We start from the raw sequence: 18952 nt of genomic DNA, 5'->3' as shown, positions 1-18952 counted from the left end.
GCATGCGATGCGCTGTGCCGATGAACAACCTCGCTTTCAAGGAAAACAGCCCCATGTTCGAGCTTGATCATGACCTGGCGCAGGATATCGTCGATCGCACCATGGCGATCCTGCCCTACAACGTCAATGTCATGGACAGCCAGGGCCTGATCCTTGGCAGCGGCGAGCCGGAACGCATCAATACCCGTCACGAAGGCGCGCAGCTGGTGCTGGCCAACGGACGCGTGGTGGAGATTGACACGCAGACCGCCAAGCACCTCAAGGGCGTGCAACCGGGCATCAATCTCCCGCTGCTGCATGATCAGCGCCTGATCGGCGTGCTCGGCATCACCGGCGAGCCGCAAGGGTTGCGCACCTACGCCGAACTGGTGCGCATGACCGCCGAAATGCTGGTGAGCCATCGTCATCAGCAAATCGAACAACAATGGCGACGCCAGCGCTGCGATGACCTGCTGGCGCTGCTGTTGGCCGACAACGGCGACTCGCCGCGCCTGGTGGATGAGGCGCAACGCCTGGGCCTCAAGCCGCAAACGGCGCGCGTGCCGTACCTTTTTGAGCTGGGGGCCGGGCAGCCGGCTCAGGACTTGAGTGCCTGGCTGGCTTCACGCTACCCGGACAGCTGGTGCGTAAGTTCGGCGCCATCCTCACTGCTGTGGTGCCGGCCCGCCACCGTGCCGATGGATAATCCACGCCTGCTGGAAAAACTCGACGGCCTGGGCTGGAACGTCCTGCGCGTGGCCATTGGCGGGCAGGCCGAGGGGCTGACCGCATTGCGTCGTTGTTACCGCCGCGTCGGCGATCTGCTCGCCTACGGCCGCGATGTGCTGCCGCAATCGCGCATTCTTACCCTCAACCGCTACCGCCTGCCGGTGATGCTCTGGCGCCATCGCCACGAAGACGCGCTGGATGAGCTGCTCAACCCGCTGCGCCAGGTGCTGGCCAGGGACAACAACGGCCAACTGCTGGCCACGCTGCGCAGTTGGTGCGAACACGACGGGCAGAGCCAGGCCTGTGCCGACGCCTTGGGCATCCACCGCAACAGCCTGCGCTACCGCATGGAGCGTATCGCCGAACTCAGCGGTGTTGACCCGTTGACTCTGGACGGCATGCTCGCGCTGTACCTGGGCGTGCAGCTGTTGCCTCAGCCATTGTCACAATGAACAACAAACCTGCGCCGCACTTGTGCATCGGACAGGCGTCATGACCGGTGGCAACTGGCAGCATGGACGTTATAAAAAACGGAGAACGCCCATGAAAATCATCATCGCCCCTGACTCGTTCAAGGACAGCCTGAGTGCTGCAGGTGTGGCCCAGGCCATCGCCGAAGGGTTGGCCCAGGTCTGGCCCGCTGCCGAGCTGGTTCAATGTCCGATGGCGGACGGCGGTGAAGGCACGGTCGATTCCGTGCTGGCTGCGTGCAACGGCGAGTTGCGCAGCCAGACGGTTCAAGGGCCATTGGGCGGTACGGTTGAGGCCCGTTGGGGCTGGCTGGCCGACAGCCACACGGCCATCATCGAAATGGCCGAAGCCAGCGGCCTGCAACTGGTCGCGCCGGGCCAGCGCGACGCCTGCTCCAGCACCACTTACGGCACGGGGGAATTGATCCGCGCCGCAGTGGAACTCGGCGCCCGGCGCATCATCCTGGCCATCGGCGGCAGTGCGACCAATGATGGCGGCGCCGGGGCGATGCAGGCCCTTGGTGTGCAACTGTTCGACGCAGCAGATCAACCATTGCCGCCCGGCGGCCTGGCATTGGCGCAGTTGGCGCGTATCGGCCTGGACAACCTTGACCCGCGCCTGGCACAGGTGCGTTTTGAAATCGCCGCCGACGTGAACAACCCGCTGTGTGGCCCGCACGGCGCTTCGGTGATTTTTGGTCCGCAGAAAGGCGCCAATCCCCAGCAAGTCCAATACCTGGACGCCGCGCTCGGTCATTTCGCCGACCACTGCGCCAGCGTTCTGGCCACCGACGTGCGCGACGAGCCCGGTAGCGGCGCCGCTGGCGGCCTGGGCTTTGCCGCCAAGGCATTCCTGGGGGCGCAGTTTCGGGCGGGAGTGGAGGTAGTCGCCGAACTGGTCGGCCTGGACGCAGCCGTGCGCGGTGCCGACCTGGTCATCACCGGAGAGGGCCGCTTCGACGCGCAGACCCTGCGCGGCAAAACGCCGTTTGGGGTGGCACGCATCGCCCAACAGCACAGGGTGCCGGTGATCGTGATCGCTGGCACACTGGGTGATGGCTATGAGCAGATGTATGCCCACGGCGTGGACGCAGCCTTTGCCTTGCCGTCAGGCCCCATGAGCCTGGAGCAGGCCTGCAGCGAGGCGCCACGCCTGTTGCGCGAGCGCGCATCGGATATCGCACGGGTGTGGCGACTGGCGGCGCTGGAGCAATCTGCGAGGAAGCAAGTCAGATAACGTTCACGTCTTGGGCACCACGTTGTTTTACGGCAGGCGCGAAGGAAAGCAGGGCGCTTTCCTTCGCGCAGCCTTGACCCCTACACTGGGCGGCCATGTGTATTTCAAAGGATGAAACACAATGCATGCGCCTGAAACCCCGATCATGATCCAGCGCTTCACCGAGGCCCATCTGGAAGGCGTTACCGCCCTCTATAACGAGCCGGCGGTGTGCAGGCAGGTGTTGCAGATGCCTTACCAGTCGGTCGAAGCCTGGCGCAAACGCCTGGTGCTGGATAACGAGCGCCGACTCCAGCTGGTGGCGTTGCATGGTGGCGAGGTGGTCGGCCAACTGGGCCTGGAGCAATACCTGCGGGTGCGCCAGAGTCATGTGGGTTCGTTCGGCATGGGCGTGGCGACAGCCTGGCAGGGCAAAGGGGTGGGCTCCCGGCTGCTGGCGGCCGCGCTGGACGTGGCCGACAACTGGATGAACCTGCACCGGGTGGAACTGACGGTGTATGCCGACAACGAAGCCGCGCATCACCTGTACCGCAAGTTCGGCTTCGAAGTGGAAGGGCGCTTGCGCGACTACGCCCTGCGTGACGGTGTGTTTGTCGACACGTTGAGCATGGCGCGCCTTCGCCCCTCAGCTTGACGGCCCGGGCGCAGCACACACTCAATCGTTACTTCAATGGCGTCAACGGTGGCAGTTTCCATTGCCCATTACCCACTTCGGGCTTGGGAAGGTACACCCGCAGCACCGCATAGAACGGGCCCGGCGGCGCCGGCAGCCAGTTGCTCTGTTCGGCTTTCGGTGGTTCGTGGTGCTGCAGCGCCAGGGTCAGGCCACCGTCAGCGTCGCGCTTGAGGGCGGGCAGCATGCGCGAATTGATCAGGTAGCGCTTCTTGTGGTTCGGCACCAGCAAGCGGGTTTTGGCGTCGTACATCGTCAGCGACCAGAACGCATCGGCGGGCGGCAACTGGTCCTTGGCAAAATGCACGGTGTAGCTGTGGCGTGCACCGTTGGCCGGTTTGCCTTCGCTGTCGACGACGTACTTGAAGTAGGCCGCTTCATCACTCGAGTTGCCGAACAACCCCGTTTCGGCACCGGCGTAGCGGTACAGGTAATTGTTCTGCAGGTGGTCGCGGCTGCCGTAGAGGTCTGCGCTGGTGACCTGACGGGTATCGATTTTGTCTTTCTTGAACGCAGCGAACTCGGCCTTGGCGTCGGTAATACCGTCTTCCAGCGCCTTGCGCTGCTCAGCCGTCAACTGTTTCACCTTGAACGGCGCGCCAGGGGCGATGCCGATAGTGGCAAAGCGCGCGAGCATCTCCTTTTCACTGTCCTGGGGCGCGGCAAAGGCCAGCATGAAGTTCAGATAGCGAAACAGCTGCGGACCCTCGGTCATGGTCGCCATCGGCTTGGGCCACTCGACCTTCGCAACCTTGGGCGGTGCAGCCTGCTTCACATAGCTGCTCAGCACCTGGACTTTATAGCCGTCCTGGATCTGCCTGACCTTGTTCAGGTCCTTTTCATCGAACAATTGCGTGCGGTACAGGGCGTAGGCGATATTGCTCTCGCTGTAGACCACCCGGTCGACGTCCACCGGCTGCTGACCTTTCCAGTCAGGCCCGGCGATCATGTAGTGACCGCCGTTGTTACCGGTGCTGCGGGTGCCCAGGTAAGCGATGTTCTGCGTATACAGGTCGATCAACTGCACCGAGTAATAGCGGTCGTCTTCGATTTTGGGCAGGGTCAGTACCAGCGGTTCCCTGCGCAGGTCCATCCATACGAAAGAGTAGGGCGTATCTGCGTTCGGGCTGGGGAACGCAGTGTCCCTGGGCGTCACCACCTGCGCGGCATTGCCGATCTGGTTGAACGGTGCCTTGTAGTTGACGCCGCCCTTGTCCACCGCCTGGGTGTAGAGCGTTTTGTACATCTGCACCACCGGGAAGCCATACAGGTAGGCTTCCTTGGCGATCGCCCGCGCTTGCGCCGGCGTCGCCGTGAAGTCGGCCCATGCGCCGGTACTCATGAGGAGGGAGAGGCTCGCCAGCACCAGGCGCGCAGGTTTTCCGATCATGTTGTTGCGTCCTTCCAGAGTTCTTTTGACTGACGGGAGATGAAGGCGACGAGTTTCCCGTTTTATTGGCCAAACGTCACGTAAATCCCTGCACGCACACTGAACTGAGCAAATGGATAAGGGGAGGGGCAGGTATCAGGCTGCGGGGAGCATGGACTTGACCTTGTCGCGCAGCTGATCGATCGAGAACGGTTTGCCAATCACCTGCATGCCGGCAGGCACATCAATGTTGTCGGCGTAGCCGCTGGCAAACAGGATCGGCAGTTCAGGGCGCAACTCACGTACTTTGGTTGCCAGTTGCTTGCCGTCCATGTCCGGCAGACCGACGTCGGTCATCATCAGGCTGATGACCTCATCGCGATTCTGCGCGAATGCCAGTGCCTGTTCGGCGTCAGCAGCCTCCAGCACAGTGAACTCCAACTCTTCGAGTACATCGACGATCAGCATGCGCACGATGTTGTCGTCTTCTACTACAAGGATGGTGGAGGGGGTGGAGGACATAATGAGCATTCCTGAAAAGTGAGGGGCTGAACGTGACGAGGCAGAAGCTAACCCGGTAGTGAGTGATAACAATGCCAGCAAGTTCAAAATGAATTGCTGGCATTGTGACCTTAGGCACGCCGAATGTCCCGTCAGCGTGCTGGTTTACTCATACGTTTGACTGCCGACGGGTTGCGACCCGTCTTGAAGTCGCTGGGGGATACAGAACGCCGGGCGTTGTAACCCTCTTGCATGAATGTGTGAGCCCTGGCTCAAAGAGCCGCGTTGAACAGCGCATACGGGTTGTTATAGGGCACTGTCATTAGAAAGTCAGAGTCATTGAAAAGACTGACATTGAACTGCGGCCTGCCGCTGATAATGGCGACGGGGCTCAGTGTGCCTGCTGTTCTTCCGCTATTGAGGCAGACCTCTATTCCGCGCTGCATTGCGGCTTCGCTGGCGAACGTCGCCAGGCCGAAATTGGGGTCAAAGAAAAACCACTCCTTCTGGCCATTGCTATTCAACATAACCCCCGCGAGCAGACCGTGATTTTGCGTAGCGACTCTCATCATGTAGGGCGGGGTTGCTTTGCTCAGGGTAGCGCCGATGTCAATGTGTGACATTTGGGACACGGGTTGAACACCATGAAAATTGTCGCGAACGATCTGATGCATCTCGTTCAGTTGTTTGCGAAACGCGAGGACTTTGGAATCATTGGTCTTAATGCTCGCTTTGAAAACATTATCGATCAACGTCTGTTGGCGCCCATTCTGAATGGCCATGGCCATGGTATTGACCAAGGCCGCGCATTCGCCGTTTGATGCCAGATCCCCTTGGCTCAGGTAGAAGTTTTGCGGCATCAGCGTGGCTTTGCCACCTGCGGCGGCAATCTGCTCGCTGAAGATTCTCGCGTTTTCAAGACTACTGCGCATCATTCTGGTTTCTATCACCTTGGCCAACGAACCAATCTCTTCGGCCGTGCGCCCCGGACTGACTGTCAACTCCTTGAGATCCGAAACATTCATGGAACTGTAATACCCAGGGATGTTTTCGATGTTGCCAGCATCATGACCTCGGGTGAAGGCGGCAAGGTCATTAGCCTTGGCCTTTGCCAAGGTGTCTCTGAGGACATCAGAAATGTGGGGGGTTCTCGGGGTTGGAGCCACAACAGCGGTCAACCAATTAACCCAGTTGCCGTTTATTTCACCGTTGGCGGCGACCGTTACCGGTTTGAAGTCCGCCAACGCCGTTCCATAAGGGCCAATGACCGGGTCCAACGAGTACCATTTACGGTTTTCAAAAACTGCACCGCCTTGGACGACATCGTCTGCCAGCTTGAAGGTGCCGGTCGCTACGATGCGATTATTTTTACTGGCTGCTTTGAGCACATCGTAACTGCCACTTGCGCCCCTGAGCGCGGTGACCACATCGGCCCCCTTGGCAAGCCCTCTTCCAACCAGTCTGGCTCCTCCCACCAACACGTCGCCCACCCCGCCCACGGGATTAACAAACTCAATAGCAGCCGCGCCAATGAACTTTACCGCTTTGGTCGCCTTGGCAGCGGCTTTCAAACCCGACATGCCCTTGCCAAAGACTTTTACCGCTTGCGCAGCCTTGCCCGCACCCAGCGTGATCAGTCCGAACGCATCCATAGCCAGATCACCGACCCCGTCAAGGGTGTTGCCTTGCAGGAAATTATTGATAGCCGATCGAAACGGAATCAGGTTGAGAAAAAACTCATCAATCACGCTACCTAGCGCCCGACCTTTGTCGAAGGACGTAATACCTCTGGCGTGGTTCAACAGCTCCTCGCCATCCAGCGCGAGCGCTTTGACGTACATGTCGGCAATGAAGTCGGTGCGCTTGGAGCGATAGCTGTCGGGTATTTCAGATGTAACCGGTTTTTCTCTCGCTTCGTTGTCGCGCGCGCCGTTGTAAGGGTTCAGAAGCGATCTTCGAGTGATGATATTTGCTTTTCTTGAGTCCATCTTTTCAGGGCTGTAGGGCTCACTGAATTTGTCTAACGGGTCAGCCTGTTCTTCAATAGTTCCCTTGCTGGTGTCGATTTCATAAATAGTGACTTCACCGTTGAGCGTGGTTTTCACGTGCAGAGTGCGGGCACGCTCTGTCAGTTCGAGCGGCGAAGTGAAATCCAATGCAATTTTGTACTTGTTGGTGTGGAAAAATTTCACGTCGCCGCATTCAAAATTCCTGCGATCGGCCAGTGGCAAGTTGGATACCAGCTGTTTGACAAGTTCATGGTGGCCGTCACCCAGCGATTTCATGGCGGCTTCATAATGAGTGTCGAATAGCTTGTGAACCTCAACGTGTTTTTTTGTCTTTACGTAAGTGTTGAAAGAGTCGATCAGAGTTTGCGGGACCGGCGCGATCCATTTGTGATGCCTATCGAGGGGTTTGCCCTCCATTACGATGTCAAGCATCGAGCGGCGCGTAAGATAATTGGGGTAAACGCGACCTGCGTTCGTGTCGCGTAGTTGCAAAACCCTGATTTCAAAGAAGGCAGGATCAACCTCGGGAAATTCAGCTTTCAGGTGTTCCAGCGCGATGTCCCTTCGACTGGGCACGGGCGTCTGCAGCAACGACGACGAGGTCACCAGTGCGTTGAGTCGATCGTTATAGGCGATCCTGGCCTGTTGTATCTCGGCCGCAGAATGTTCGGTTTCGCTGGGTTTGAGCACTCCATTGGCTACGGCCCAATCGCTCAGGGCGCCGCGTTGAGCCAATTGAGTGGCGTAAGTGTCAGCCGCTATTGACTCAGCTTGAGCGATAACCTCTGCGTAGGTCATGTTCTGCACCCGACCAGGCGTCTGCGCCTCGATCCTGGCTGCGGCAATCGTTAACTGCGCCCACATGGCAGAGCCTACGGTGACGCCGCCTGGAATGTCTTTAACCAGAAATTGCGGTGCACTGGAGGCCAGTAAAAGGTGAGTGGCGAGCGTGGCTGAATACGGTGCAGCCCGTCCATTGTCGACAAGATGACGGCTCAGTTCGCTGACGACGTGCGACGGGGTGAGGCCCCAATGCTCGGGACGTAATAGATCAAAGTGCGCTGTTTGGTTGCGAATCTTTTTAGAGAAGATTCCGGATCCAGCCGAAGGTGAATCGCCGCCAATATATAGTCGTAAATGCTGGTGTCCGACGCCACACCCCCCAGGTGCGCCTGGAGGGCTTGCCCCAGCGCCAGGGCTTTTGGGGTGTCGAGCAATTTCTGCATGGCCATGGTGGCGGGGCCTTTCAAATCATCGTGTGTCACCGAGCTGCCAATCAATAAATAATCCAGCACACCCCTATCAGTGGACAACGGTAAACCCGGCAGCCCCGTGTCGTTGGAAAGCAGGAATTGGGCGATGCGGTACTGGTCAGTTCGCGACATCGGTATCGACCAGGACAGCGCGCCACCGAAATCCCCCAGGAGGAGCACCGACGCTTTTTTCTCCAATATGTCTGCCAGCTCTTTGGCTTCAACGACGTTCTGCGGCAAGTCATGGCCCAGGTCCGTGATGACGGTAGCCAGGGTCGGGGGAGTGGTGCGCGCCAGAGCGTAGGAAGAACCTACATAGGGAAGCACAACATCGCTGTTCAACTGGTAGGAAAACTTGTGATCCACCCAGGTTGTCAGGCCCCTTAGTTTATCGGCCAAACTGAGCATATCCTGTTGGTCCGCGAGCAATTGCTGCACGGTTTTGACGGCAGGTGTCGCTACCGAGGACGAATGCTCCTGGGGAGATGGGTTCGCCGTTACCGCGTCAGCTTTTTTTGCACCCGTTTCAGGGGCTTCAGTGACAAGGTTAATCGGTCGATGCGCTACGCTGGAGATGCTCATTTGAAATACCTCGGTCTGTCAGAAAGACGCCCTCGCGTTGGATCTCCCTGTTCCTGAGGCGTAGTCCTGAGTGCAGGATCAATTCACTCACGTTCCAGCTTCGCGCCGTCGATCTGTAAACAAATTTGTAAATAAGCTGACGAAATGAGCGGTCAAGGCTGTGGGATTTATGCATCGAGCCGGTGCTCTCGCGTCAAATCAGCGCACAAACGTAGCCTCGGCACCCGATATTCGGGCAAACTCCCGGTTTTTCCGTATTGGCCAAGGCATGCCCATGACTCCTGCGTCATCCGTCGATGAAAAGAGCTTCCGTACCCTGCTGAGCCGAAACGTCGCGTTACCCTTAAGCGTCGGCGTACTCAGCGCGGTGTTTTTCGTCTGCCTGATCACCTATCTGTTGTCGGTGATCCAGTGGGTGGAGCACACCGACCGGGTCATCAACAACCTCAATGAGTCGTCGAAACTGACAGTGGATCTGGAAACCGGCCTGCGTGGCTTTCTGATCACTGGCGACGAGCATTTTCTCGACCCCTACGAAGTGGCCAAGCCGCGCATCATTGGCGACCTGCGCAATTTGCAGGAGCTGGTGGCGGATAACCCGCAGCAGGTGGACCGCCTCAAACGCCTGGAAGCGATGCAGGGCGAGTGGAACAAGTACGCCCAGTCGATGATCGACCTGCAGCGCAGCAGCGGTGATTACCGCTCGGCGGTCAAGGGCGGTCGGGGCAAGGGCCTCACCGATGCGATTCGCCAGGAATACGCGGATGCGGTGGCGATGGAGCAGCAGTTCAGAATCGCGCGCAACAAGGATGTCACCCGTACCACCATTGTCAGCGTTGCGCTGTACCTGGCGTTCGTATTGGGGCTGAGCGGTTTCCTGGCCTATATTGGCCGCAGAAATTTGGTAGCGTTATCAGATAGCTACAGTGCAAACCTCGCGTCACAACAGAAGATTGCACGGCGTCTTGAGCAACAGGCCTGGCTGCGCAACGGCCAGACCGAACTGGCCGAGCAGGTCCTCGGCCAACTGACCCTGAACATGCTGGGCCGCAATATCCTGCAGTTCTTCGCCCAATACATGGGCTCTGCCGTGGCCGCGCTGTACGTGCGTCAGGAGCATGGCGGTCTCAAGCGTGTGGCCACTTATGGGTTTTCCCGCGAGCAGGAGCAGCAGGAGCAGTCGATCTACAGCGACGAAGGCATTGTTGGGCAGGCCGCCCAGCTTGATCGCCTGATTCGCCTGGACGATGTGCCGGTGGATTACTTCAAGGTCAGCTCCGGGCTGGGAGAGGGCTCGACGCGCAGTGTACTGGTGGTGCCGACCAGCGACGAGGACCGTGTCAACGGTGTGATCGAACTGGGTTTCCTGCGTCCCCTGGATGAACGCGACGTCGAGTTGCTGGAGCTGATCGCCGGCAATATCGGCACCTCCATCGAAGCTGCGCGCTACCGTCAGCGCCTGCAGGAAGTGCTCGCCGAGACCCAGCAGCTCAACGAAGAGCTGCAAGTGCAGCAGGAAGAACTCAAGACCGCCAACGAAGAACTCGAAGAACAGTCCCGCATCCTCAAGGAGTCTCAGGCCCACCTGGAGACCCAGCAGGCGGAGCTTGAGCAGACCAACGAGCAGTTGGCCGAGCAGACCCAGACCCTGTCCGAGCAGCGCGACGCCATGGACCGCAAGAACGTCGAACTCAACCAGGCCCAGCTTGAACTCGAAGACCGCGCCGACGAATTGCAGCGTTCGAGCAAATACAAGTCCGAATTCCTCGCCAACATGTCCCACGAGCTGCGTACACCGCTCAACAGCTCGCTGATCCTGGCCAAGTTGCTGGCCGAGAACCCTCAGGAAAACCTCAGTGCCGAACAGGTCAAGTTTGCTGAGTCGATCTATTCGGCCGGCAACGACCTGCTGAACCTGATCAACGACATCCTCGACATCTCCAAGGTCGAAGCCGGCAAGCTGGAAGTGCGTCCGGAAACGTCCAGCGTGGCGCGTCTGGTCGAAGGTTTGCGCGGGATGTTCGAGCCGCTGGCCGCCGACCGCAAGCTGGGTTTCCAGGTGGATGTGCAGCCGGGTGCGCCGGCCATGCTGTTCACCGACCGCCAGCGCCTGGAGCAGATCCTCAAGAACCTACTGTCCAATGCAGTCAAGTTCACCGAGCAGGGTGAAGTCAGCCTGTCCGTCTCCCGTGCGCAGGATGCGGGCATTGCCTTCACCGTGCGCGATTCGGGTATCGGCATTGCGCCGGACCAGCAGGAGAGCATCTTCGAAGCCTTCCGCCAGGCCGACGGCACCACCAACCGCCGTTACGGCGGCACCGGCCTGGGCCTGTCGATTTCCCGCGACCTGGCCGCCTTGCTCGGCGGCTACATCAGCGTGACCAGCGAGCCGGGCAAGGGCAGCGTGTTCACCCTGGTATTGCCTGAGCACTACGTGGAACGCGACGCCGATGCGCCGCTGGCAGAGCAGCCGCGCCAGACGCTGGTCGCCGCGCCTGCGCCGGTCAAGGTCTCGCCGCTGTCGGTCGCCGACACCAGCCAGATCCCGCGTTTTGCCGACGACCGCGACAAGGCACCGTTCACCACCCGCTGCATCCTCGTAGTGGAAGACGAGCCCAATTTTGCGCGCATCCTCTTCGACCTGGCCCATGAGCTGGGCTACCACTGCCTGGTGGCCCATGGCGCGGACGAAGGCTACAGCCTGGCGGCAGAACTCATTCCCGACGCCATCCTGCTCGACATGCGCCTGCCGGACCATTCCGGGCTAACCGTGCTGCAGCGCCTCAAGGAGAACGCCGGTACCCGCCACATCCCGGTGCACGTGATTTCCGTGGAAGACCGCGTCGAAGCGGCGATGCATATGGGCGCCATCGGCTATGCGGTCAAGCCCACCACCCGTGAAGAGCTCAAGGACGTGTTCGCGCGTCTGGAAGCCAAGCTGACGCAGAAGGTCAAGCGCGTGCTGCTGGTGGAAGACGACGACCTGCAACGCGACAGCATTGCCCGCCTGATCGGCGACGATGACATCGAGATCACCGCCGTGGGCTTTGCCCAGCAAGCCCTGGACCTGCTGCGCGATCATATCTATGACTGCATGATCATCGACCTCAAGCTGCCGGACATGCTCGGCAACGAGCTGCTCAAGCGCATGGCCACCGAAGATATCTGTTCGTTCCCGCCAGTCATTGTCTACACCGGGCGCAACCTGACCCGCGATGAAGAAGCCGAACTGCGCAAGTATTCACGCTCGATCATCATCAAGGGCGCGCGCTCGCCGGAGCGCCTGCTGGACGAGGTCACACTCTTTCTGCACAAAGTCGAATCCCAGCTGTCCCATGAGCGCCAGACGATGCTCAAGACCGCGCGCAGCCGCGACAAGGTGTTCGAGGGGCGCAAAATCCTGCTGGTGGACGATGATGTACGCAACATTTTCGCCCTGACCAGTGCGCTGGAGCACAAGGGCGCTGTGGTGGTGATCGGGCGAAACGGCCGTGAGGCCATCGAAAGACTCGATGAGGTCGAGGACATCGACCTGGTGCTGATGGACGTGATGATGCCGGAGATGGACGGTTACGAGGCCACTGCGCTGATCCGCCAGGACCCGCGCTGGAAGAAGTTGCCGATCATTGCGGTCACCGCCAAGGCCATGAAAGACGATCAGGAGCGCTGCCTTGCGTCGGGTTCCAATGACTACCTGGCCAAACCGATTGACCTGGACCGTCTGTTCTCGTTGATTCGCGTGTGGCTGCCGAAGATGGAACGCATTTAAGTGGAGCGCAGTTTCTTGGACAAAAGCAGCGACATTGAGCTGCGCCTGTTGATTGAGGCGATTTACCTCAAGTACAGCTACGACTTTCGCGATTACTCGGGCGCGTCGGTCAAGCGCCGTGTGGCCCATGCGTTGCGCCAGTTTGACTGCGCGACCATTTCGGCGCTGCAGGAGCGGGTGCTGCACGATCCGTCGGCGTTCATGCAACTGCTGCAATTTCTGACGATCCCGGTGAGCGAGATGTTTCGCGACCCTTCGCACTTTCTCGCGATCCGCCAGGAAGTGGTGCCGCTGCTCAAGACCTACCCGTCGATCAAGATCTGGATCGCCGGCTGCAGCACGGGGGAGGAGGTCTACTCCATGGCGATCCTGCTGCGTGAAGAAGGCTTGCTGGAGCGCACGATCATCTATGCCACCGATATCAACCCGGCATCGCTGGACAAGGCCAAGCAAGGCATCTTCTCCCTGGAGAACGTGCGGGCCTACACCGCCAACTATCAACAGGCCGGCGGCCAGCGCTCATTTGCCGATTACTACACGGCAGCCTACGATTACGCGATCTTCGACAAGACACTGCGTGAGAATGTGACCTTTGCCGATCACAGTTTGGCGACCGATAGTGTATTCTCCGAAACTCAATTAATTTCGTGTCGTAACGTACTGATTTATTTCAATAAAAAACTTCAGGATCGCGCATTTGGGCTGTTCCATGAGTCGCTGTGTCATCGCGGCTTCCTGGTGCTGGGCAGCAAGGAAACCCTCGATTTTTCCGCCTACAGCAAGCAATTCGAACCTTTGGTCAAACAGGAACGGATCTACCGCAAATCATGAACGACGCCGCAGCCAACCCGATTCGCGGGATTGAAGCCATCGTCGTCGGCGCGTCCGCCGGCGGTGTCGAGGCGTTGCTGACGATATTTGGCGAACTGCCCGCAGGCTTTGGCCAGCCGGTTATTGCAGTGCTGCACTTGCCAGATGAACGCCGCAGTCAGTTGGCTGAAGTCTTTGCTCGGCGCCTGCGCATCCCGGTAAAAGAAGCGCGGGACAAAGAGTTGATCGAGGCCGGCACCCTGTATTTTGCCGGGCCAGGCTATCACCTGTCGGTGGAGCAGGACCTCAGCCTGTCCCTGAGCCAGGAAGACCGCGTGCACCATTCACGGCCGGCCATCGATTACCTGTTTGCCTCGGCTGCCGATGCGTACGGCGCCGGCCTGCTGGCGATCCTGCTCACCGGCGCCAACCAGGACGGCGCGCGCGGGCTGGCCCATGTCAAGCAATCGGGCGGCACCACGGTCGTCCAGGACCCCACCGAGGCACGCATTGCCGTGATGCCGCTGGCGGCCCTGGCCCTGCACACACCTGATCATATTCTGACTCTGGGCCGAATCGGCTCATTGCTGGCTTCCCTGGAATCTTCCCCATGTTAAGTACCGTCCAGGCCAAACTGCTGATCGTTGACGATCTGCCGGAAAACCTGCTGGCTCTCGAAGCGCTGATCAAGCGCGAGGATCGTCACGTCTACAAGGCGTTGAGCGCCGATGAGGCCTTGTCACTGTTGCTCGAGCACGAGTTCGCCATGGCGATTCTCGATGTCCAGATGCCCGGCATGAACGGCTTCGAGCTGGCCGAGCTGATGCGCGGCACCGAAAAGACCAAGAACATCCCCATTGTGTTCGTCAGTGCCGCCGGTCGCGAGCTGAACTACGCGTTCAAGGGCTACGAAAGCGGCGCCGTGGACTTCCTGCACAAACCGCTGGATATCCATGCGGTGAAGAGCAAGGTCAATGTGTTCGTCGACCTGTATCGTCAGAGCAAGGCCATGAAGCTGCAGGTCGAAGCCCTGGAGCGCAGCCGCCGCGAGCAGGAACTGCTGCTGACACGCCTGCAGGCCACCCAGGCCGAGCTGGAACAGGCGGTGCGCATGCGCGATGACTTCATGTCGATCGTTGCCCACGAAGTGCGTACGCCCCTTAACGGCCTGATCCTGGAAACCCAACTGCGCAAGATGCACCTGGCCCGGGACAACGCTGCGGCGTTTACCCTGGACAAGATGCACGCGATGGTCGACCGCGACGAGCGGCAGATCCGCAGCTTGATCCGACTGATCGAGGACATGCTCGATGTATCGCGTATTCGCACCGGCAAACTGTCGATTCGCCCGGCGCACTTTGACCTGGCGCAGTTGGTGAGCAACCTGGTAACTAATTTTGCGCCACAGGTGAGTGCCGCCGAGTCGTCCATGCAGCTGGTGGTCGAAGGACCGGTAGAGGGCCATTGGGACGAGTTTCGCATTGAGCAGGTGGTCAACAATCTGCTGACCAACGCGTTGCGCTACGGCGCCAAGAGCCCGGTGCACGTGCGAGTGTATGCCGAGCATGGCGAGGCACGCGTGGAAGTGCGCGACCACGGCATTGGTATCAGCGAAGAGAACCAGAAACGCATTTTCCAGCAGTTCGAGCGCGTATCGGCCAGTCACGCAGCAGCCGGGCTGGGCCTTGGGTTATTCATTTCCGAGCAGATCGTGGCAGCCCATGGCGGCACCATCGAGGTGGAGAGCCGGATAGGCGAGGGCGCCTTGTTTCGGGTGTGCCTGCCCCTGCAAGCCGCCCCCTGAAATCAATCGTCAGCTCAACGCAACCTCTGCTTGACCCCATGGTCGTAATTGCAGCAATTGACCGGACATAGGCTCCCCATGAGTGAAGATGCACAAGACGTCGTACTGATCGTCGAGGACGACGAATCCATTATGTTTGTGCTGGGTGAATACCTGGCAGGCCTGGGGTATCGGGTACTGAAGGCCGTCAACGGAAAAGAGGCGTTCGAGATTCTGGCAACCAAACCGCACCTGGACCTGATGGTCACCGACTACCGTCTGCCCGGTGGGATCTCGGGTGTGCAGATCGCCGAGCCGGCTTTGATGGTAAGGCCGGAATTGAAGGTGATTTTTATCAGCGGTTACCCGCAGGAAATTCTCGACTGTGACAGCCCGATCACGCGTAATGCGCCGATTCTGGCCAAGCCGTTTGATCTGGACACGCTGCAGGAGCATATCCAGCGGTTACTGGCCTGACAGTCCAGGGGCTGCTATCAGGCAGCCCTAGCCCTGGATCATTTCCCGAACTTTGGCGGTCAACAGGTCAAAAGTGAAAGGCTTGGTGATCAGTTGCATCCCAGGATCCAGAAACCCGCCCCGCACCGCTGCATGCTCGGCATACCCCGTGATGAACAGCACCTTCAACCCAGGTCGGATCTGCCGGCCAATCTCCGCCAACTGGCGTCCGTTCATGCCCGGCAGGCCGACGTCGCTGATCATCAGATCAATGCGTTGCTCGGACTCGATGATCGGCACCGCTTTGACAGCGTCCCCCGCCTCGACAAACCCATAGCCCAACTCCTTGAGCACCGTGCTGACCAATACGCGTACGGCGGGGTCGTCCTCGACAATCAGCACGGTTTCGCCGGCGTTGGCGTACGGCAGCAGCGTCGGATTACTGACCTCCTGCGCGGCGATCTCGCCGGCAAAGCGTGGCAGGAACAGGCTGACTGTGGTGCCTTTGCCCACCTCACTGTGGATGGTCACATGGCCGCGGGACTGGCGGGCAAAACCGTAGATCATCGACAGGCCAAGGCCGGTGCCCTGGCCAATCGGTTTGGTGGTGAAGAAAGGGTCAAATACTCGGCCAATCACGCTGTCCGGGATGCCGCAGCCGGTATCGCTGACGCTTAATTCAACGTAATCGCCGGGCTGCAGGGTGCCATAAGCCGCGGTAAACACGCTGTCCAGATGGCGGTTGCCGGTTTCGACCGTCAGGCGGCCGCCGCCCGGCATCGCATCGCGCGCGTTGAGCACCAGGTTGAGCAGCGCGCTTTCCAGTTGATTGGGGTCGGCTTCGGCGGTCCAGAGCGGGCCGGTGAGGCGCATGTCGAGGGCGATGCTTTCGTTGATGCTGCGTTGCAGCAGCTCGCCCATGGAGTTCACCAGCTGGTTGATCTCTACAGGCTTGGGGTCCAGCGATTGGCGACGGGAGAAGGCGAGCAAACGGTGGGTCAAGCCGGCGGCGCGGTTGGCCGAGGTGACGCCCAGGTCGATCAGGCCATCAAGGTCGTCGAGCTTGCCCCGTGCAATGCGCCTTCGCAGCAATTCCAGGCTGCCGATGATGCCCGTGAGCATGTTGTTGAAGTCGTGGGCAATGCCGCCAGTCAACTGACCGACCGCTTCCATTTTCTGCGACTGGCGCAGCGCGTCCTCGTTGCTGCGCAGTTGTACAGTACGCTCCTCGACTTGCTGTTCGAGGGTCTCGAGGGTGCTTTGCAGGCGCTGCTCGCTTTCGCTCAAATCAATCAGGCGGTCACGGGCCTCGTATTGGCGGCGGCGGCCGCGCAGTGCGGCGCTTACCAGGCTGATCAGCGTGACCGGATGAAACGGCCGCTCCAGGAAGGTTACGTTGCCCAACAGGCCGCTCAGGTGCGATGAGCCGTTTTGCTCGGTGCCGCCGTGGTGGGTCATCAATACGATGGGCAGGTCCGACCAGGCGGGCTGTTGATGCAGGTATTCAAGCAGCGGTTCGAGGTCGACGCCGCGCAGGGCTTCCGCCGCAATCACCAGCAAGCCGGCGCCTTGTTCAAGTGCCTCGCACAGGGCGCCCAGGTTGGCGGCGACGATGCCACTGTAACCGGCTTCGTTGAGCATCATCAGCGCCAGTGAGCTGTCACGGCCTACGGGGGCCAGGATGATTGCCCGCTCGGAGACAGGGGAGAGACTGGTCACTGGCCCTCTTCCTTGAGCAGGGGAGAACCCGCGCCCATGTAGGTAGGAATACCGCGCAATACGCCCTGGAAGTTGTCGAGGGGCTCACCCACGGTCAGCCCGCGCCCGCTGATGCGGTACTCGCGAATCGACGACTCATGGGAGCCGGTGCGTTTCTTGATGATCGAGATCGCGCGGCGGACCTTGCCCAGCGCCTCGAAGTAGCGCAGCAGAATGACGGTGTCGGCCAGGTAGGTGATGTCCACGGGTGTCTGCATGTCGCCGACCAGCCCGTGCTGGGCGACCGTCATAAAGGTCGCCGCGCCACGGCGGTTGAGGTACAGCAGCAACTCATGCATGTGCAGGATCAGCGCGTTCTCTTCCGGCATCGCGGCCTGATAGCCGTTGATGCTGTCGATGACCACCGTCTTGATACCGCGCTCGTCGACGCAGCGCCGCACGCGGTGCGAGAACTCGCCGGGGGACAGTTCGGCGGCATCCACCTGTTCGATCAACAGGTTGCCGGTCGCTTGCAGGGCGGCCAGGTCAATGCCCATGTTTTTCATGCGCTCAAACAGCAGGCCCAGCTCTTCATCGAAAATGAACAGCGCGGCTTTTTCGCCACGCGCCACTGCGGCGGCGGCGAAGACCATCGAAATAAGCGATTTGCCGGTACCGGCGGGGCCGAGGATCAGGCTGCTGGAACCAGTCTCGACACCGCCGCCCATCAACGCATCCAGTTCAGGAATGCCGCTGCTCAGCGTTTGTCGTACATAACCGCCACGGTGCTCGGCGGCCACCAGACGCGGGAACACATGGATGCCGTCCTGCATGATGGTGAAATCGTGAAAACCGCCACGGTATTTCTGGCCACGGTACTTCACCACCCGCACACGGCGGCGCTCGGCGCCGTAGCTGGGCGTCAGCTCTTCCAGGCGAATCACGCCGTGGGCCACGCTATGCACGGTCTTGTCCAGGGATTCGGTGGTGAGGTCGTCCAGTAGCAGCACGGTGGCGTCGTAGCGCACGAAGTAGTGCTTGATCGCCAGAATCTGCCGGCGATAGCGCAACGAGCTTTGGGCCAGCAGGCGAATTTCCGACAGCGAGTCGATCACCACGCGGCTCGGCTTGACCCGCTCGACCACTTCAAAGATCTGCCGGGTGGCTTCACCCAGTTCCAGGTCGGAGGAGTAGAGCAGGCTCTGCTGATGGTCGGCGTTGAGCAGGCTCTCGGGCGGGGTGAGCTCGAAGATATGAATATTGTCATCCAGGTCCCAACCGTGGGACTTGGCACCCTGGCGCAGTTCGCGCTCGGTTTCCGACAGCGTGATGTACAGCGATCGCTCGCCGTTTTTGGCACCCGCCTGCAAAAAGTGCAGGGCTACGGTGGTCTTGCCGGTGCCAGGTTCGCCTTCCAGCAGGAACAGGTGGCTGCGCGATAGCCCGCCGCAAAGAATGTCATCAAGACCTTCAATGCCGATGGCCGCCTTTTCACTGAACAGCTCGTTGGATGTAGACAAGAAGTGCCCTCAGGTCACGTACAGATAGAGGGCGTGCCCGCTTGGCACGCCATAATCTCTTGACCGTAGCGGCCTGTAGCCGTTCCGCGAACTTGCGATTATGTGCTGTGGGCG

14 protein-coding genes are annotated in these 18952 nt (G+C 59.9%); 8 read left to right on the top strand and 6 right to left on the bottom strand.

The window, feature by feature from the left end:
• Positions 1 to 53: 53 nt before the first annotated feature.
• The 3 genes from VRB54_RS11840 (at position 54) to VRB54_RS11830 (ending at position 3049) form a co-directional block, all read left to right on the top strand.
• Positions 54 to 1160 (top strand): sugar diacid recognition domain-containing protein, encoded by a 1107-nt coding sequence (locus VRB54_RS11840; RefSeq protein WP_338481028.1) that lies wholly within the window; start codon positions 54 to 56, stop codon positions 1158 to 1160.
• A 91-nt stretch (positions 1161 to 1251) separates the two neighbouring features.
• Positions 1252 to 2415, top strand: a complete 1164-nt coding sequence (locus tag VRB54_RS11835; protein WP_338481027.1) for a glycerate kinase — start codon at positions 1252 to 1254, stop codon at positions 2413 to 2415.
• A gap of 121 nt (positions 2416 to 2536) precedes the next feature.
• Positions 2537 to 3049: a GNAT family N-acetyltransferase gene (locus tag VRB54_RS11830; RefSeq protein WP_338481026.1), complete on the top strand. Its 513-nt coding sequence runs from the start codon at positions 2537 to 2539 to the stop codon at positions 3047 to 3049.
• A gap of 28 nt (positions 3050 to 3077) precedes the next feature.
• On the opposite strand, the gene VRB54_RS11825 is transcribed toward VRB54_RS11830, so the two are convergent.
• The 4 genes from VRB54_RS11825 to VRB54_RS11810 all read right to left on the bottom strand — a co-directional run bounded on the left by VRB54_RS11825 (position 3078) and on the right by VRB54_RS11810 (position 8802).
• Positions 3078 to 4478 carry a DUF1254 domain-containing protein gene (locus VRB54_RS11825; protein WP_338481025.1) on the bottom strand — a complete coding sequence of 467 codons (1401 nt, stop codon included), beginning with the start codon at positions 4476 to 4478 and terminating at the stop codon, positions 3078 to 3080.
• Between the two features lie 135 nt (positions 4479 to 4613).
• A complete protein-coding gene (locus VRB54_RS11820) occupies positions 4614 to 4979 on the bottom strand; it encodes a response regulator (RefSeq protein ID WP_338481024.1) in 366 nt (121 codons plus the stop codon).
• 251 nt (positions 4980 to 5230) lie between these two features.
• Positions 5231 to 7831, bottom strand: a complete 2601-nt coding sequence (locus VRB54_RS11815; RefSeq protein ID WP_338481023.1) for a hypothetical protein — start codon at positions 7829 to 7831, stop codon at positions 5231 to 5233.
• A gap of 131 nt (positions 7832 to 7962) precedes the next feature.
• Complete coding sequence (locus VRB54_RS11810; RefSeq protein WP_338481022.1) at positions 7963 to 8802, bottom strand: hypothetical protein; 840 nt, start codon at positions 8800 to 8802, stop codon at positions 7963 to 7965.
• A gap of 274 nt (positions 8803 to 9076) precedes the next feature.
• On the opposite strand from VRB54_RS11810, the gene VRB54_RS11805 reads away from it, so the two are divergent.
• From VRB54_RS11805 to VRB54_RS11785, 5 genes are all read left to right on the top strand, one after another.
• Entirely contained in the window at positions 9077 to 12571 is a 3495-nt protein-coding gene (locus tag VRB54_RS11805; protein ID WP_338481021.1) for a response regulator, read from the top strand.
• On the top strand, positions 12572 to 13402 hold the full coding sequence (locus VRB54_RS11800) for a CheR family methyltransferase (RefSeq protein WP_015372059.1): 831 nt from the start codon (positions 12572 to 12574) through the stop codon (positions 13400 to 13402).
• Positions 13399 to 13998: a chemotaxis protein CheB gene (locus tag VRB54_RS11795; protein WP_338481020.1), complete on the top strand. Its 600-nt coding sequence runs from the start codon at positions 13399 to 13401 to the stop codon at positions 13996 to 13998. Before VRB54_RS11800 ends, VRB54_RS11795 begins: the two co-directional genes overlap by 4 nt.
• Positions 13992 to 15185 carry a hybrid sensor histidine kinase/response regulator gene (locus VRB54_RS11790; protein ID WP_338481019.1) on the top strand — a complete coding sequence of 398 codons (1194 nt, stop codon included), beginning with the start codon at positions 13992 to 13994 and terminating at the stop codon, positions 15183 to 15185. The genes VRB54_RS11795 and VRB54_RS11790 overlap by 7 nt, the downstream gene beginning before the upstream one ends.
• Positions 15186 to 15263: 78 nt before the next feature.
• Entirely contained in the window at positions 15264 to 15641 is a 378-nt protein-coding gene (locus VRB54_RS11785) for a response regulator (protein WP_338481018.1), read from the top strand.
• Positions 15642 to 15668: 27 nt separating this feature from the next.
• Here the strand turns inward: VRB54_RS11785 and VRB54_RS11780 are convergent, their stop codons facing one another.
• Both VRB54_RS11780 and VRB54_RS11775 read right to left on the bottom strand, forming a co-directional pair.
• Positions 15669 to 17339, bottom strand: a complete 1671-nt coding sequence (locus VRB54_RS11780; protein ID WP_338481017.1) for an ATP-binding protein — start codon at positions 17337 to 17339, stop codon at positions 15669 to 15671.
• A complete protein-coding gene (locus VRB54_RS11775) occupies positions 17336 to 18838 on the bottom strand; it encodes an ATPase domain-containing protein (RefSeq protein ID WP_338481016.1) in 1503 nt (500 codons plus the stop codon). The genes VRB54_RS11780 and VRB54_RS11775 overlap by 4 nt, the downstream gene beginning before the upstream one ends.
• Positions 18839 to 18952: the final 114 nt, after the last annotated feature.

Origin of the sequence: Pseudomonas trivialis (genome assembly GCF_036864995.1) — a bacterium.
GTDB classification, from domain to species: domain Bacteria; phylum Pseudomonadota; class Gammaproteobacteria; order Pseudomonadales; family Pseudomonadaceae; genus Aquipseudomonas; species Aquipseudomonas trivialis.
The sequence above is the reverse complement of the archived record's forward strand: the minus strand, read 5'-3'. Positions and strand labels throughout refer to the sequence as shown.